The following is a 14,006-nucleotide window of genomic DNA, read 5'->3' as shown; positions in this document are numbered from 1 at the left end:
GACCTGCTGGTCACGCATCTCGGCAAGGGCCAGCCCGCCGGGCTCTGCTCGACCGGAGAACAAAAGGCGCTGCTGCTCGGGCTGGTGCTGGGCCATGCCGAGCTGGTGGCGGAGCGCATCGAGCGCGCGCCGATCCTGCTGCTCGACGAAGTCGCGGCGCATCTCGATCCCGGCCGGCGCGCGGCATTGTTCGAACGGCTGGCGGGCATGGGGCAGGTATGGATGACCGGCACCGAAGCCGGGCTGTTCGATGCGGTGCCGGGAGAGGCGACGCGATACCGCGTGGCGGACGGATCGATTGCCGATTGAGATTATATCAATTGAAAAAAGCGCTTCGCAGCGAGGCCGCAGAGAACTGGTTTGGTTGACACGGTTGACACGGGTATTGCGAAAAACCCTTCCTCCCCGAATTTCGCGGCTTTCGAGACTCGACGATGAGAAAGAGCCGGCGAGGCATCGCAGGCGAAATCCTACATTGCCAGCGGTCTTCGCGTCCGATCCGAAGAGCCAAGGAAAAGGGGCCGCCCCACGGAGTGGAACGGCCCCTTTTCCCTTACCGATTCCGGTGGATCAGCCGCGCGCGAAGCGCACTGCCGGGCGGCGGCGCAGCGCCATGCCGGCCAGGCCGAAGCCGCCGATCATCATGCCCCACACCGCCGGCTCGGGAACCGCGGTGACCGAGACGCCGTCGAGCGCCGCGCCATAGGGCGAGCTGTCGCGCGAGGCGAAGCTCAGCGTGGTCGAGGTGCCAGCGGCGACGAAATTATAGGTGTACGAGGTCCAGCCCATCGCGTTGCGCCCGGTGCCGCTCGAATCGAGCGTGTAGCTGGCGGTGGCGTTGCCGGTCGCGCCGACATCGATATTCTTCACCACCGGCGCGCCGTCGGGATTGCCCGCGAGCAGGAAGGTCACCGAATAGGCCTGGTGCAGGATCGTGTCGAAGGTCTGGGCAATGCTGCCCGCGCCGTTGCCCGACAGATCGATGCTGCGGCTGCCTTCGCCGGCATTCCAGTAGCTGCCGATATAATCGACGCCGGCGCCGCCGACGGTCCAGCCGGTGATCGCGCCCGAGCCCGCGCCGACCGTGGAGAAGCTGCCCGGCGCAGTGCCGAATTCGAAGCCGCCATTCTGGAAAGCCTGTGCATTGGCCGCGGCAGGCAAAACGGTCGCGGCGATCGCCACGACGATAAACTTGCGAAACATGGAGAACCCCTCACTGGAACCGAGCCCGTCTCCTAACGGGAGAGATCTGAAGGGTAAACGAACAATGAAGGTATCCGCCCGTCTCGTTACGGCACGGAAATCAACTGCGATCGGGCCTTGCGTTCCATCCGCGCCGGCTTTGCGCCCTCCGTCCCGCAGGGCCCTTACGGGCTTTCGCCGTGCGCCGCTTATGCCTATATGCTGGGCATGGCAGACACTCCCAAGCAGAATGAATACGGCGCCGATTCGATCAAGGTGCTGAAGGGGCTCGACGCGGTTCGCAAGCGGCCGGGCATGTATATCGGCGATACCGACGACGGCTCGGGCCTCCACCACATGGTGTTCGAGGTGAGCGACAACGCGATCGACGAAGCGCTTGCCGGCCATTGCGACCGGATCGTCATCCAGCTCAACGCCGACGGATCGGTCTCTGTCGAGGATAACGGCCGCGGCATCCCCACGGGCATCCACACGGAAGAAGGCGTCTCGGCGGCCGAGGTCATCATGACCCAGCTCCATGCCGGCGGAAAGTTCGAGAACACCAGCGACGACAATGCCTACAAGGTCTCGGGCGGCCTGCACGGCGTGGGCGTTTCCGTCGTCAACGCGCTGTCGGAATGGCTCGACCTGACGATCTGGCGCGACGGCGAGGAGCATTACATGCGCTTCGCCCATGGCGACGCGGTGGCCCCGCTCAAGGTGGTCGGCCCCGCGCCCAAGATGGATTATGGCGTCAAGAAGGGAACCAAGGTCACCTTCCTCGCCTCGCCTTCCACCTTCAAGATCACCGAGTACGACTTCGAGAAGCTCGAGCACCGCTATCGCGAGCTCGCCTTCCTCAACTCGGGCGTCCGCCTGTTCCTGCGCGACGCGCGGCATGAGGACGTGAAGGAGATCGAGCTGTTCTACGAAGGCGGCATCGCCGCGTTCGTGAAGTATCTCGATCGCAACAAGGTGCCGCTGATGCCCGATCCGGTGGCGATCTCGGGCACGCGCGACGATGTGACGATCGACGTCGCGCTGGAGTGGAACGACAGCTACTACGAGAACGTCCTCTGCTTCACCAACAACATCCCCCAGCGTGACGGCGGCACGCATCTGGCCGCCTTCCGCGCCGCGCTGACCCGCACGCTCAACAATTATGCCGACAAGTCGGGCGCGCTGAAGAAGGAGAAGGTCACCCTCACCGGCGACGACATGCGCGAGGGGCTGACCGCGATCGTATCGGTCAAGCTGCCCGATCCGAAGTTCAGCTCGCAGACCAAGGACAAGCTGGTCTCGTCCGAAGTGCGCCAGCCGCTCGAATCGCTGATGGCCGACAAGCTGGCGGAATGGCTGGAGGAAAACCCCGCCGTCGCACGCCAGATCATCCAGAAGGTGATCGACGCCGCCGCCGCGCGCGAGGCCGCCAAGAAGGCGCGCGAGCTCACCCGGCGCAAGGGCGTGATGGACATCGCCTCCCTCCCCGGCAAGCTCGCCGACTGCCAGGAGCGCGATCCCGCCAAGTCCGAGCTGTTCCTGGTCGAGGGTGATTCGGCCGGCGGATCGGCCAAGCAGGGCCGCGACCGGCATTTCCAGGCGATCCTGCCCTTGCGCGGCAAGATCCTGAACGTCGAGCGCGCGCGCTTCGACCGGATGCTCTCCAGCCGAGAGATCGGCACGCTGATCCAGGCGATGGGCACCGGCATCGGCCGCGACGACTTCAACGTCGAGAAGCTGCGCTACCACAAGATCGTCATCATGACCGACGCCGACGTGGACGGCGCGCATATCCGCACGCTGCTGCTGACCTTCTTCTATCGCCAGATGCCCGAGATCATCACCAACGGGCACCTCTATATCGCCCAGCCTCCGCTCTATAAGGCGACCAAGGGCCGTTCGGAGGTCTACCTGAAGGACGACAATGCGCTCGACCAGTATCTGGTCGATGCCGGCGTCGGCGGCACGATCCTGGACGGCGCGAACGGCCAGCGCAGCGGCGACGACCTGCGCGACCTGGTCGAGCATGCGCGGCGCATGCGCACGCTGATGCGCTATGTGCCGCGCCGCTACAATGCGGACATCATTGAGGCGCTGGCGCTGGGCGGCGGGCTCGATCCCAACGCCTCGCGCGAGCAGCGCGGCGAGAGCCTGAAGACGGTCGTCACCCGGCTCGACGCGGCCGATTCCGAGGCGCGCTGGTCGGCGCGCATCACCGAGGACGGCGGCTATCATTTCGAGCGGCTGTGGCGCGGCGTGACCGATCACCACATCGTCGAGGCGAGCTTCCTCGTCTCGGCCGAGGCCCGCAAGCTGCACGCGCTCGCGATCGAGCAGGCGCCGAGCTATCTCCACCCGTCCAAGCTGGTCTCGTCCCGGGCAAGCGCGGCAGCGGAGGCCGAAGCGGCCGCCGCCGCTGCGACCGAGGAGTCCGACGAGCCGGTGACGGTCGCCAAGGGCGAGACGCTGGTTTCCCGCCCCAGCCAGCTGCTCGATGCGATCCTGGCGTTCGGCCGCAAGGGGCTGGCGATCCAGCGCTACAAGGGCCTGGGCGAGATGAACGCGGAGCAGCTCTGGGAAACCACGCTCGATCCGCAGAACCGCTCGATGCTGGTGGTCCAGGTCGATCAGGCGGACGTCGCCGACGCGATCTTCACCCAGCTGATGGGCGACGTGGTCGAGCCGCGCCGCGACTTCATCCAGGAGAATGCGCTGAGCGTCGCCAATCTGGACGTGTGACGGCGGAGGCGAGCGGGGTCTGGACCAAAAGCGGTACTGTGCGGTCCAGAACCTGGAATAGATGAGCTCGAGCACCGACGGGCAGCCGCACCACCGGTTTGGCGTCTCGCGGCACCTCGAGGGTCGTCAGCGCGGCGCACAGGCCGGACCAAAAACTCTCGCTGGCTGACGGTGCAGCAGGCAGAAGTGTCCGCCCAGCGCAGGATGCTCGAACCAGACGCAGGAGCGGTTCGGTATCTGGCCCGAGCAGCTCGCTACCGACACCGGCTACTGCGACGCCGCGAACCTCACCTGGCCGATACACGAGCTGTCATTTTGCCGTCGGGGACGGAACTGAACTGCGTTCCCATTGGAAGGACTGCACCGCCTCGCCACGAGGCTGATATCGGACGGAGAGCGTCTGCGCGCCACGCTTGACCTCCAGCGCCAGATACGCGTCCTGCTTCCCCTGCAATCCATCTTGCGAGAAGGTGTTGAGGATCTCATCGCCGTCCCGCAGACCGGCTTTCTCGGCATTCGAGCCGGCGATCAGGCCCCGCACGATCTTCGGCCGGGCCAGCAAAGAGGCCGGATCGAACCCCAGCTCGAACCGCCGAAGCATCTTCGTGGTACGACGAAACTCGGGGCCGAACGCATCCGAAGGGGGCACCACCGTGCCCCCCGCCAGCATCGCATCGAGATCGGCAACGCCCTTGTCGCCGAGCTCTGCTTTGAGCAGCGATCGCCACAGGGCTTCGTTCATCGGCTTGCCGGCGGTCCGTGCCGCCAGCATCGCACGCACCATATCGTCGAGCGAACGCTTGCCGCCCGATGCCGCGCGCACCTGCGCATCGACCGAAGCGAAATACAGCGAGCCGCGATCATAGGGCAGCACGCGAATGCGCGTGTCGCGCCAGAAGCCTGCTGGAATTTCGGCATTGGGCACGCCGATCTTGATGTTGGTGTAATAGCGTCCCGCCGTGCTGTTGAGATCCTGCAGGAACGCATCGGCGGAAATCATGCCTGCGCGATAGGGCAGGAGCCGCTGGTAGTGCACCGCCAGCCCTTCGCCGAACCACGACCGGTCGAGCCCGCCCGCCGCATCCATCGACTCGTCGAGCGAACGTACCCAGCTATGCAGCATCTCGTGCGCGAGCAGCGAGCGGAGGTCGCTCGGGTTGGACGTGTGGTTGAAGGTGAAGGCGAAGCTGTCGGTCAGCCCGATGCCGCTGCCCGGATTCCGAGCATTGGTGCGCCCGAACACGCCGAAGCTGGGCGGCGTATAGCCGAAGAAGCGCCCGTAGAACCGATGCAGATCGGCCGCCCAACGCATCAGCGGATCCATGGCAAAGGGCGGCGTCCCCTGCCATGCCGCGAAGAACCCGTCCTCGCCCGAGCGATACACGCCCGGCCGGCCGGCCATGTAATAGACCGAGCCGAAGCGATCGGAGGACAGCGCCTCGCTGCTCGCCACGTCTCCGACACCGAAGCTTGAGACGCCGACACCGCCCGCACCATAGTTCGTGAAATCCCAATACACATGCGCCCGGCGCGCCTTGCCATCGGCCGGGAGCAGGACGAACGCATTGGCAGCGGCCGAGAAACTGTCCTTCTCGGTCCGCATTTCATATTGCGGCAATGCGAGCGGCGGCGCCGCTGCATCGATGGGCACGCGATAGCGCACGGTCACGGGGCCATCGATCGCGCGCGAAGCCTGCCAGACGCGCGTGCGGCTCGATCCATCCTTCTCCACATCGCTGGTTTGCGGGGTGATCGCGCCCTTGCCGTCCGCGATCGTCAGCCCCTGCAGATCCTTGGCGCTGGTGACGACCGTGTTGGCGACCAGCGCCAGGCGAAACAGCTCCTCGCCGGCGATACGATGCACGTCCTGCGCGACGATGGTGACGTCGATATAGGGGATGACATGCGCGGCATCGGGCGCGGCGGGCGCGATCGTGATCGCGAGTTCCGGCGCCGGATCGGATGCAGCCCATGCCGTACCGCCCGGCAACGGCAATAGCGCAGCGGCTAGCACGAACTTGGCGGCTCTTCGGGACAGCGCGGTCATGATCTTTCTCCGTTTGTCTCGATCCTATCGGCACCGCGCGCGAAAAATGTCGCCGATCTGCGCCACAATCGCCCTCCCCAAACATGATTTATGCGCGCAGGCGCGGCTAGCTGCCCGAACGTCGCGCAAAGCGGACCGGCAGCGCGGTGGTGCTTTTGAGATTCTCCAGCACGATGCTGGATCGCGCCGTCGCGACTTCGGGCGCGGTAAGAAGCTCGCGCACCAGGAATTTGTTGAAGCTCGCAAGGTCGCACGTGGCCACCTTCAATATGATGTCCGCCTCCCCCGTCAGCGCCTGACATTCCAGCACCTCGTCCATCGCGTCGATGCGCTGATGAAACGTCTCCAGCCAGCCCGCCTCGTGCGATCGCAGGGTGACGAGCACATAGGCGCTCACCCCGATCCCCAGCTTCTCGGCATCCAGCACTCCTGCCACCCGCGCGACATAGCCCGCCTGCCGAAGCTGCTGCATCCGCCGCGAGCATTGCGAGGCCGAGAGATGGACCCGCTCGCTCATATCGACCGGGCCGATATCGCCATGCTCCTGCCAATACGCGAGGATGCGGAGATCATAGCTGTCGAGTTCGCGGGTCACGCCGCATGCATGCACGAAATTTGCGCAGATCGCCATAATTTCGCAGTTCCAATGCATATGCACGCAAAATCGCGGTCATTACGCACGGACATTGGCGCGACGCCCCCTTAGATTTCGCACCTGCAACAAAATGGGGTCCAGTCATGCCGTTCGAGTCGCTTGCCCTTCAGCCCGCCGATCCGCTGCTCAAGATCATCGGCGCGTTTCGCGGCGACCCGCGGCACGGCAAGATCGACCTTGGCGTGGGCGTTTTCCGCGACGAACAGGGCCACACGCCCGTGATGCGCGCGGTCAAGCAGGCCGAAGAGCGGCTGCTGCGCGAGCAGCAGAGCAAATCCTATCTGGGACCGGAAGGCGACAAGAGGTTCCTGGACCTGCTTGCCGAAGCGGTATTCGGCAACGATGTCCCGGCCGGGCGTCGCAGCGGGCTCCAGACCCCCGGCGGCACCGGGGCATTGCGGCTGGCGGCCGAGCTGTTGGCGCGCGCGGGCGTGAAGCGCATCTGGATGGCGGCGCCAAGCTGGGCAAATCACGCGCCTGTCTTCCTTCAGGCAGGCGTCGAATCCATGCTGGTCAATGCCTTTGATGTTCCGGCACAGCGTTTCGATCTCCCCGCCTTTCTTGAAGCGCTCGGCACCGCGGCGCCGGGCGACGCCGTGTTGCTGCACGGGTGCTGCCACAATCCGATGGGCATCGACCCGGATCCGCTCGGCTGGCGTGCGATCGCAGAGGTCATCGCGACGCGCGGGCTGCTTCCGCTGGTGGACCTTGCATATCAAGGACTGGGCGACGGCTTCGAGGAAGATGCGATGGGTGCGCGCATCGTGCTGGCCGGCGCGCCGTTCGGCCTGCTCGCCTATTCGTGCGACAAGAATTTCGGCCTCTATCGCGAACGTACCGGCGCGCTGTGGGTCACTGCCCCGGACGAGGCGCGCGGCGCCGTCGCGCAATCGAACCTGCTCGCCCTGGCCCGCGCCAACTGGTCGATGCCGCCGGATCATGGCGCAGCGGTCGTCCGCGTGATCCTTGAGGATGCGGCGCTCACCAGGATATGGCTCGAAGAACTGGATGCCGTCCGCAACCGGCTCGGCGCGATCCGCCGCGCGCTCGCCGCCGAAGGGCGGATCGGCGCTGTCAACCTTACGCCGGTCGCGCGGGGCAAGGGCATGTTCGCCACGCTTCCCCTCAGCCGCAGCCAGATCGAATGGCTGCGCGACGAGCATGCGATCTATCTCGCCGGTTCCGGCCGGATCAACGTGGCAGGTTTCGACATGCCGGGCATCGCGCGCTTCCGCGATGCGCTGCGTGCGATGGACAGGGCTGGCATTGCATGACCGGCGCCCGGATCGCGACGGCCGGCGATCGAGGCGCTCCAACGACGCGCTGGTCGCTCTGGAACAGTCCACATCTGTTGCTGGCGCTCGCGGCGTCGCTGTGGGCGAGCAATTTCGTGCTCGGCCGGGCGATACCCCACGACATGGCCCCGGTCAGCATTTCCTTCTGGCGCTGGACTCTGGCGCTGCCGGCCACCCTGCCCTTCGCCGCGCCCTGTCTCGCGCGCGACTGGCCGGCGATCCGGCGCGGTTGGCCGATGCTGCTGCTGCTTGCCGGACTTGGCCTCGCCGGCAGCAACACGCTGGCCTATTGCGCGCTGCGGATGACGGGCGCCACGTCGGCGCTGCTGGTGCAGTCGGCGATACCGCTGGCGATATTGGGTCTGGGCTTCCTGATGTTCGGCGAGCGCCCGGCCACGCGGCAACTCGCGGCGATGGCGTTCGCGCTGGCGGGCGTGCTGTGCGTGATCCTGGGCAGGCCCGGCGCGACCGGCAGCCTGAACCTGGGAACCCTGCTCGCCAGCGGCGCAATGCTCTCCCAGGCGCTCTACGCGACCTTGCTGCGCAAACGCCCGAAGCTGCATCCGGCGAGCTTCCTGTTCCTCACCTTTGCCGGTGCGGCACTATTGATGCTGCCGTTCCAGCTGACCATGGGCACGCCCCTGCCGCTGGGCAATGCGCGCGGCCTCGCCGCCTTGCTCTATCTGGCGCTTGGCCCCTCGATCCTGGCCTTCTTCCTGTTCAATCGCGGTGTCGCCCTGGTCGGATCGGCGCGGGCGGGCCTGTTCTTCTATCTGATGCCGGTGTTCGGCACGCTGTTCGCCATGATCTTCCTGCACGAGACCATCGGCGCGGCGGAGCTTGGCGGCTTTGCGCTGGTCGGTGTCGGCTTCATCCTGTCAGCTCGACGGAAGCGGTAGGCGGTGGCTGCACTTCATTTCTGAAAGGGTCGCGGTCGATCGGATATCCTCGACCCCGGGGAGCCGCAGCAGCGTGCGGAAGGTGAAGTTCTGGTACCAGGCCATGCTCGGTGCCAGCACCTTCAGCATCACGTCCATCTCGCCGAACAGCGTATAGGCTTCGGTGATCTCGGGGAGTTCCTCGATCGCGCGCAGGAAACGGTCGCGCCCTTCGTCGTTCAACCGGCTCATCTTCAGCTGGGCGAAGATGTACATGCTCTCGCCGAACTTCTCGCGATCCAGGATCGCCACCTGGGCCTTGATATAGCCTTCCTCGCGCAGGCGCTGGATGCGGCGCCAGCAGGGCGACTGGGAAAGGCCCACCCGCTCGGCGATCTCGCTGGACGATTCGGAAGCATCGATCTGCAACCGATCGAGAATCTTGATATCCATCCGGTCGAGGCTATCGGACATAGTTATGCATGGTCCTGCGCGATATTGGATCAGAATTGCCCAAAACCTAGATTGGAGCGCGATGATGGGCAAGCCTTCGCGATCGAACCGGCTTATCATGACTGCAACATTCAGCCGCAAGGGAGCGCGGGCATGAAGCGGGAGCAACTGGCGATCTTCGACGGCCAGTATGTCCGCGAACATCTGAGTTACCCCGATTGCATCCGCGTCGTCCGCGACGCGATGGAGGCGCTGTCCGCCGGTACGACCCGGCAGCTTCTCCGCACGATGATCCCCCTGGGCTCGGGTCGCACCTTTGCCCAAATGCCAGGAGCGCTCGGCGAGCGCGACATGTTCGGCGCAAAGATGATAAGCGTCTTCGCCGATCCGCACTCGCCGGGCCTTCGGCGGCATCGCGGGGTGGTGCTGCTGTTCGAGCCCGATCAGGGCGAACCCGTGGCCCTCGCCGATGCGGAAGAGATCACCCATATCCGCACCGCCGCCGCCACGGCGGTGGCGACCGATGCCCTCGCCCGCGAGGATGCGCGCACGTTGCTGATCGTGGGCACCGGCGGCCAGGCGCGCACCCATTTGCGGGCATTACCGCTGGTCCGCAGCTTCGAGCGCGTGCTGATCTGGGGCCGCGCGCCCGGCAAGGCGCGGGCACTGGCCGACGAATTCGCCGAACTCGGCACCGAAGTCGCCCCCGATCTGCGCGCCGCGACCGCCGAGGCCGATGTCATCTGCACGCTGACGACATCTTCCGAACCCGTAATCCTCGGCGAATGGCTGCGTCCCGGCACGCACGTGAATCTGGTCGGATCGAGCGGTCCCGGCCCCGTCGAAGTCGATAGCACGCTGGTGGCGATGGGCCGCTATGTGGCCGACAGCCGCGCCTCCGCGCTCGATGCCGCAGCCGAGTTCCTCGTCGCCCGCGATGCCGGCATCGTCGGAGACGAGCATATCGTCGCGGAGATCGGCGAAGTGCTGCTCGGGCGCGTGGCCGGGCGGCAGAATGCCGACGAAATAACCCTCTACAAATCGCTGGGCCATGCCGTGCAGGATCTTGCCGTCGCCGCCCATCTCTATCGGAGTTCGCTTAGCTGATGTCGCTTGTCCTTCTGCGTACCGCTCTTGCCGCCTCGACGCTGCTCTCCGCGCTTCCGGCTCTTGCCCAGCATGAACGGATGAGCGTCGTCGCCAATGGCGAGAAGGTCGGCTTCGTCGATGCCGACCAGCAGGGCCGGCAGGTCACGATCCAGTATGACGTGAAGAATAACGGCCGCGGCCCGACGATGCGCGAGACGATCGAACTGGGTGCGGACGGACTGCCGGTGCGCTGGAACCTGGACGGCAAGGCGACGTTCGGCGGCGACGTCCATGAGAGCTTCGCGCGTGACGACAAGACCGCGCACTGGCGCGATTCGATGGGCGAGCGCAGTGCGCCCGTAAGCGGCACCGGTCTCTATATCGGTCAGAATGCGAGCCCCTGGGCGTTAGGCGTCTACGCCCGCGCCCTGCTCAAGCGCCCGGACGGCACGCTTTCCGCGCTGCCCGGCGGCCAGCTCGCCATCGAAAAGCTCGGGCCCGCGACGATCGGCACCGGCAAATATCAGGCCTATGCGATCAGCGGCATCGATCTCTCTCCCGAACTGATCCTGCTCGATGCCGAGGGCGGGCTGTTCGCGGTGCTCGAAACCGGTGGTGCCGTGGTCCGCGAGGGACATGAGGCCGAGGTGCCGGCGCTGGCCAGGCTCGCGACCGATCTCACCGCAAAGCGCTATGCCGCGCTCCAGCAGCGTTTCGCACATCGCATCGATGCGCCGGTGCGCATCCGCAACGTCCGCGTCTTCGATCCGGCAAGCGGCAGGCTGGGCGATCCCGCATCCGTGATCTTCGCCAATGGCAGGATCACGGGCGTCCAGCCGCTCGATGCCCCCGCCTCGCCCGGCGAAGCGACGATCGACGGCAATGGCGGCACGCTGCTCCCCGGCCTGCATGACATGCACGCGCATATCGGCCTCGAATCCGCGATGCTCTATATCGCCGCCGGCGTCACTTCGGTGCGCGACATGGGCAATGACAACAGCTTCCTGCCCGGCCTGATCCGTGAAATCGATACCGGCGAAGTCGCCGGGCCGCGCATCGTGCCCAACGGCTTCCTCGAAGGGCGCAGCCCCTATTCGGCACGAACGGGCATCGTCGCGGATAGCGAAGGCGCGGCGATCGACGCGGTGCGCTGGTACGCCGCCCGCGGCTATTGGCAGATCAAGGTCTACAACAGCATGAACCCGGCCTGGGTGCCCGCCATCGCGCGCGAGGCGCACCGGCTGGGCATGGGCGTGACCGGGCATATTCCGGCCTTCACCAATGCCGATGCGATGATCGCGGCGGGCTATGATGAAGTGACGCATATCAACCAGCTGATGCTCGGCTGGGTGCTCGACCCCAAGGAAGATACCCGCACGCCGCTGCGCCTGACCGCGATGCGCCGCACGGCGGGGCTGGACCTCGCCTCGCCACAGGTCAGGAAGACCGTGGATACGATGGTCGCCGGGCACATCGCGCATGATCCCACCGCGGTGACGCTCGAGCTGCTGATGCTCAGCCGCGACGGCACGCCCAGCCCTTCGGTAGCGGATTATATCGATCACCTGCCGATCGGCCTGCAGCGCCGCCGCCGCCAGGCGATCGCGCCGATCGCCGGCCCGGCGGACGACGTGGCCTATCAGGGCGGCTTCGCCAAGGTGAAGGAACTGCTCAAGCTGCTCCACGATCGCGGCATCCTGCTATTGCCCGGCACCGACGACCAGACCGGCCTCTCGGTGCATCGCGAGCTCGAGATCTACGGCGAGGCGGGCATTCCGATCCCGGAAGTCCTGCGTCTCGGCACGCTCGCGCCCGAGCAATATATGGGCCGCGACCAGGAACTGGGATCGATAGCGCGGGGCAAGCGCGCCGATTTCCTGCTGCTGCCCGGCGATCCGACCAAGGATCTGCGCGAACTGCATCGCATCGCGATGGTGGTGAAGGACGGAACGATCTATTTCCCATCCGAAATCTATCCGGCATTCGGCGTGAAGCCGTTCGCGGCGGCGCCCAGGATCACGCAGCCCGCTACCGCTCCGAAGCCCATGGGCTCGGGCCCGGCGCATGATGCGATGGACGAATTCCTGTTCTGATCGAACATCGTCATCCCCGCGAAAGCGGGGATGACGCTAATGATATAGCGTGCGGACTACCGCCTGGCGGCAAGCACGCCGGCAACGAAAGCATGAAGATCGGTGCTGAGCGCAGCCAGTCCCGCCTCGTCCTCGAACACCGAATGCCCCGCTGCATAGTGATGCACCGCCACGCGGTCCGCCGGAACGCCGGCCTGCTCCAGCGCGAACTGCCCGGCATAGACCGGGGTGGTGATGTCGTAATAGCCGCCGCCGGTGAATGCGCGCAGCGTGGGCTTGGCCTCCATTGCCGCCTTCAGATAGGGCGCGAACGACATGGAGCGATAGCTGCCGCCATATTCCTTGTCCCAGTTCCACTTGAAGTTGATGCCCAGATTCAGGCTGCGATACGGACCGGGCAGCGCGTAGCCGAGTTCGCTCTCGAGATACGTCTCGATCGTCTGCGTCGAGCCCGATCCCAGCGACATGGAGGGATCATCGAACGGCGGGCGCAGGTTCGATTCCGCAATCGCCCGGATCGCGCGACCATCGAGCTGGCCGGTGCGCAGCCCCTTGGCGGCAAGCAGCCCAAGCATGAAATCCTGCTTGTCGAGCCGCAGGTCTTTCGCCTCCAGCGTCGCCGCCGGAATGCCGATCAGCGCCGCCATTCGCGCCGCGACACGATGCTTCTCGGCGGCCGGCAGGGCGGGACCATGCAGCAGCGCCGTCGCATAGTCGGCCTGGGCAAAGGCCAGGGCATCGGCGAAATGCTGTTCAACGGTGCGGCCGCCGCGATCGATCGCCTGATGATACCAGGCCACGGCGGCGAGCGTGGGCAGCGTCACCACATCGGAGATGACCGGCCCGTCGCTGTCACCGATGGCCAGCGACAGCAGCGCCACGCCATCGGGCAGCGGCTTCCTGGCCTTGGTGGCTTCGTTGAGGATCGCGAGCGCGCGCGACGTGCCATAGCTTTCGCCGACCAGCACGACCGGCGAGCCCGTCCGGCCATTGGCCGACAGCCACCGCTCTATCATCGCCAGCACGCCGCGCGCATCGCCGCCGACGCCCCAATAGCTGGAGGCGTCCTTGTCCTTGATCGGCATGCTCGCGCCCGTACCGACGGGATCGATGAAGACGAGATCGGCGGCGTCGAGCAGGCTGAAGCGATTATCCTCCAGATGCGCGGCATCGCCCGTGCCCGTGATCCGGCGCGGGCCGAGCGCCTGCATATGCAGCGGCGAGGAGGAAGCACCCGGGCCGCCATTGAACACGAACATCACCGGGCGCTTCGCGGAATCGCCCACCCCTTCCGCGACATAGGCATAGCTCACCCCCACCGCGACCGGCGCACCGTCCACGCCCGGCATCGGCTGTTCGGTGACGATCGCGCGATAGGCGAGCTTCTTGCCGCCGATCATGACCACATGTCTGGTCGTGACGATGCGCGCGCTCGCCGCATCGCGCGGCACCATCGGCTCCATCGCGCGCAGGAAGGCGGGCGACATCGGCGCGTCCGCCCCCTGGGCATGGAGCGCGCTCGGGCTCGCGGCGAGAAGCAGGGCGGCGATGAACGTGCGACGCATGGAGTTCCCC

At 66.1% G+C, this 14,006-nt stretch carries 10 protein-coding genes and 1 pseudogene; 6 read left to right on the top strand and 5 right to left on the bottom strand.

Going from position 1 to position 14,006, the window contains the following annotated elements:
- Positions 1-309: pseudogene (locus HB724_RS17525) on the top strand (DNA replication and repair protein RecF); the annotation flags it as partial.
- A 261-nt stretch (positions 310-570) separates the two neighbouring features.
- Here the strand turns inward: HB724_RS17525 and HB724_RS20555 are convergent.
- Positions 571-1,203: a choice-of-anchor C family protein gene (locus HB724_RS20555; RefSeq protein ID WP_256731598.1), complete on the bottom strand. Its 633-nt coding sequence runs from the start codon at positions 1,201-1,203 to the stop codon at positions 571-573.
- A 207-nt stretch (positions 1,204-1,410) separates the two neighbouring features.
- Here HB724_RS20555 and gyrB point away from each other — a divergent pair, with 207 nt between their 5' ends.
- On the top strand, positions 1,411-3,921 hold the full coding sequence (gyrB, locus tag HB724_RS17515; protein ID WP_213982234.1) for a DNA topoisomerase (ATP-hydrolyzing) subunit B: 2,511 nt from the start codon (positions 1,411-1,413) through the stop codon (positions 3,919-3,921).
- Positions 3,922-4,231: 310 nt separating this feature from the next.
- Here gyrB and HB724_RS17510 read toward each other — a convergent pair whose 3' ends face one another.
- Positions 4,232-5,968, bottom strand: coding sequence for a peptidase M61 (locus HB724_RS17510; RefSeq protein ID WP_213982233.1), 1,737 nt, complete (start codon positions 5,966-5,968; stop codon positions 4,232-4,234).
- 106 nt (positions 5,969-6,074) lie between these two features.
- The gene (locus tag HB724_RS17505) at positions 6,075-6,563 is read right to left on the bottom strand and encodes an Lrp/AsnC family transcriptional regulator (protein WP_213982232.1); all 489 of its coding nucleotides are present in this window, start codon (positions 6,561-6,563) and stop codon (positions 6,075-6,077) included.
- Positions 6,564-6,706: 143 nt separating this feature from the next.
- On the opposite strand from HB724_RS17505, the gene HB724_RS17500 reads away from it, so the two are divergent.
- The gene (locus HB724_RS17500; protein WP_213982231.1) at positions 6,707-7,897 is read left to right on the top strand and encodes an aromatic amino acid transaminase; all 1,191 of its coding nucleotides are present in this window, start codon (positions 6,707-6,709) and stop codon (positions 7,895-7,897) included.
- Positions 7,894-8,817: a DMT family transporter gene (locus HB724_RS17495; protein WP_213982230.1), complete on the top strand. Its 924-nt coding sequence runs from the start codon at positions 7,894-7,896 to the stop codon at positions 8,815-8,817. Before HB724_RS17500 ends, HB724_RS17495 begins: the two co-directional genes overlap by 4 nt.
- Here HB724_RS17495 and HB724_RS17490 read toward each other — a convergent pair.
- A complete protein-coding gene (locus HB724_RS17490) occupies positions 8,797-9,249 on the bottom strand; it encodes an Lrp/AsnC family transcriptional regulator (RefSeq protein ID WP_256731596.1) in 453 nt (150 codons plus the stop codon). The genes HB724_RS17495 and HB724_RS17490 overlap by 21 nt on opposite strands.
- A 153-nt stretch (positions 9,250-9,402) precedes the next feature.
- Between HB724_RS17490 and HB724_RS17485 the strand changes: the two genes are divergently transcribed.
- Both HB724_RS17485 and HB724_RS17480 read left to right on the top strand, forming a co-directional pair.
- A complete protein-coding gene (locus HB724_RS17485) occupies positions 9,403-10,356 on the top strand; it encodes an ornithine cyclodeaminase family protein (RefSeq protein ID WP_213982228.1) in 954 nt (317 codons plus the stop codon).
- Positions 10,356-12,431 (top strand): amidohydrolase family protein, encoded by a 2,076-nt coding sequence (locus HB724_RS17480; RefSeq protein WP_213982227.1) that lies wholly within the window; start codon positions 10,356-10,358, stop codon positions 12,429-12,431. The genes HB724_RS17485 and HB724_RS17480 overlap by 1 nt, the downstream gene beginning before the upstream one ends.
- Before the next feature lie 56 nt (positions 12,432-12,487).
- Here the strand turns inward: HB724_RS17480 and HB724_RS17475 are convergent, their stop codons facing one another.
- Positions 12,488-13,996, bottom strand: a complete 1,509-nt coding sequence (locus HB724_RS17475) for a peptidase S10 (RefSeq protein ID WP_256731595.1) — start codon at positions 13,994-13,996, stop codon at positions 12,488-12,490.
- Positions 13,997-14,006 lie beyond the last annotated feature (10 nt).

Source organism: Sphingomonas sp. dw_22, assembly GCF_018449795.1.
GTDB lineage: Bacteria > Pseudomonadota > Alphaproteobacteria > Sphingomonadales > Sphingomonadaceae > Sphingomonas.
The sequence above is the reverse complement of the archived record's forward strand: the minus strand, read 5'-3'. Positions and strand labels throughout refer to the sequence as shown.

What these genes read in the sequence shown, in the direction of transcription:
- HB724_RS17485 (WP_213982228.1), top strand. Translation starts at nt 9,403, where the DNA reads ATGAAGCGGGAGCAACTGGCGATCTTCGACGGCCAGTATGTCCGCGAA.
- gyrB (WP_213982234.1), top strand. Translation starts at nt 1,411, where the DNA reads ATGGCAGACACTCCCAAGCAGAATGAATACGGCGCCGATTCGATCAAG.
- HB724_RS17510 (WP_213982233.1), bottom strand. Translation starts at nt 5,968, where the DNA reads ATGACCGCGCTGTCCCGAAGAGCCGCCAAGTTCGTGCTAGCCGCTGCG.
- HB724_RS17490 (WP_256731596.1), bottom strand. Translation starts at nt 9,249, where the DNA reads ATGGATATCAAGATTCTCGATCGGTTGCAGATCGATGCTTCCGAATCG.
- HB724_RS17475 (WP_256731595.1), bottom strand. Translation starts at nt 13,996, where the DNA reads ATGCGTCGCACGTTCATCGCCGCCCTGCTTCTCGCCGCGAGCCCGAGC.
- HB724_RS20555 (WP_256731598.1), bottom strand. Translation starts at nt 1,203, where the DNA reads ATGTTTCGCAAGTTTATCGTCGTGGCGATCGCCGCGACCGTTTTGCCT.
- HB724_RS17480 (WP_213982227.1), top strand. Translation starts at nt 10,356, where the DNA reads ATGTCGCTTGTCCTTCTGCGTACCGCTCTTGCCGCCTCGACGCTGCTC.
- HB724_RS17500 (WP_213982231.1), top strand. Translation starts at nt 6,707, where the DNA reads ATGCCGTTCGAGTCGCTTGCCCTTCAGCCCGCCGATCCGCTGCTCAAG.
- HB724_RS17495 (WP_213982230.1), top strand. Translation starts at nt 7,894, where the DNA reads ATGACCGGCGCCCGGATCGCGACGGCCGGCGATCGAGGCGCTCCAACG.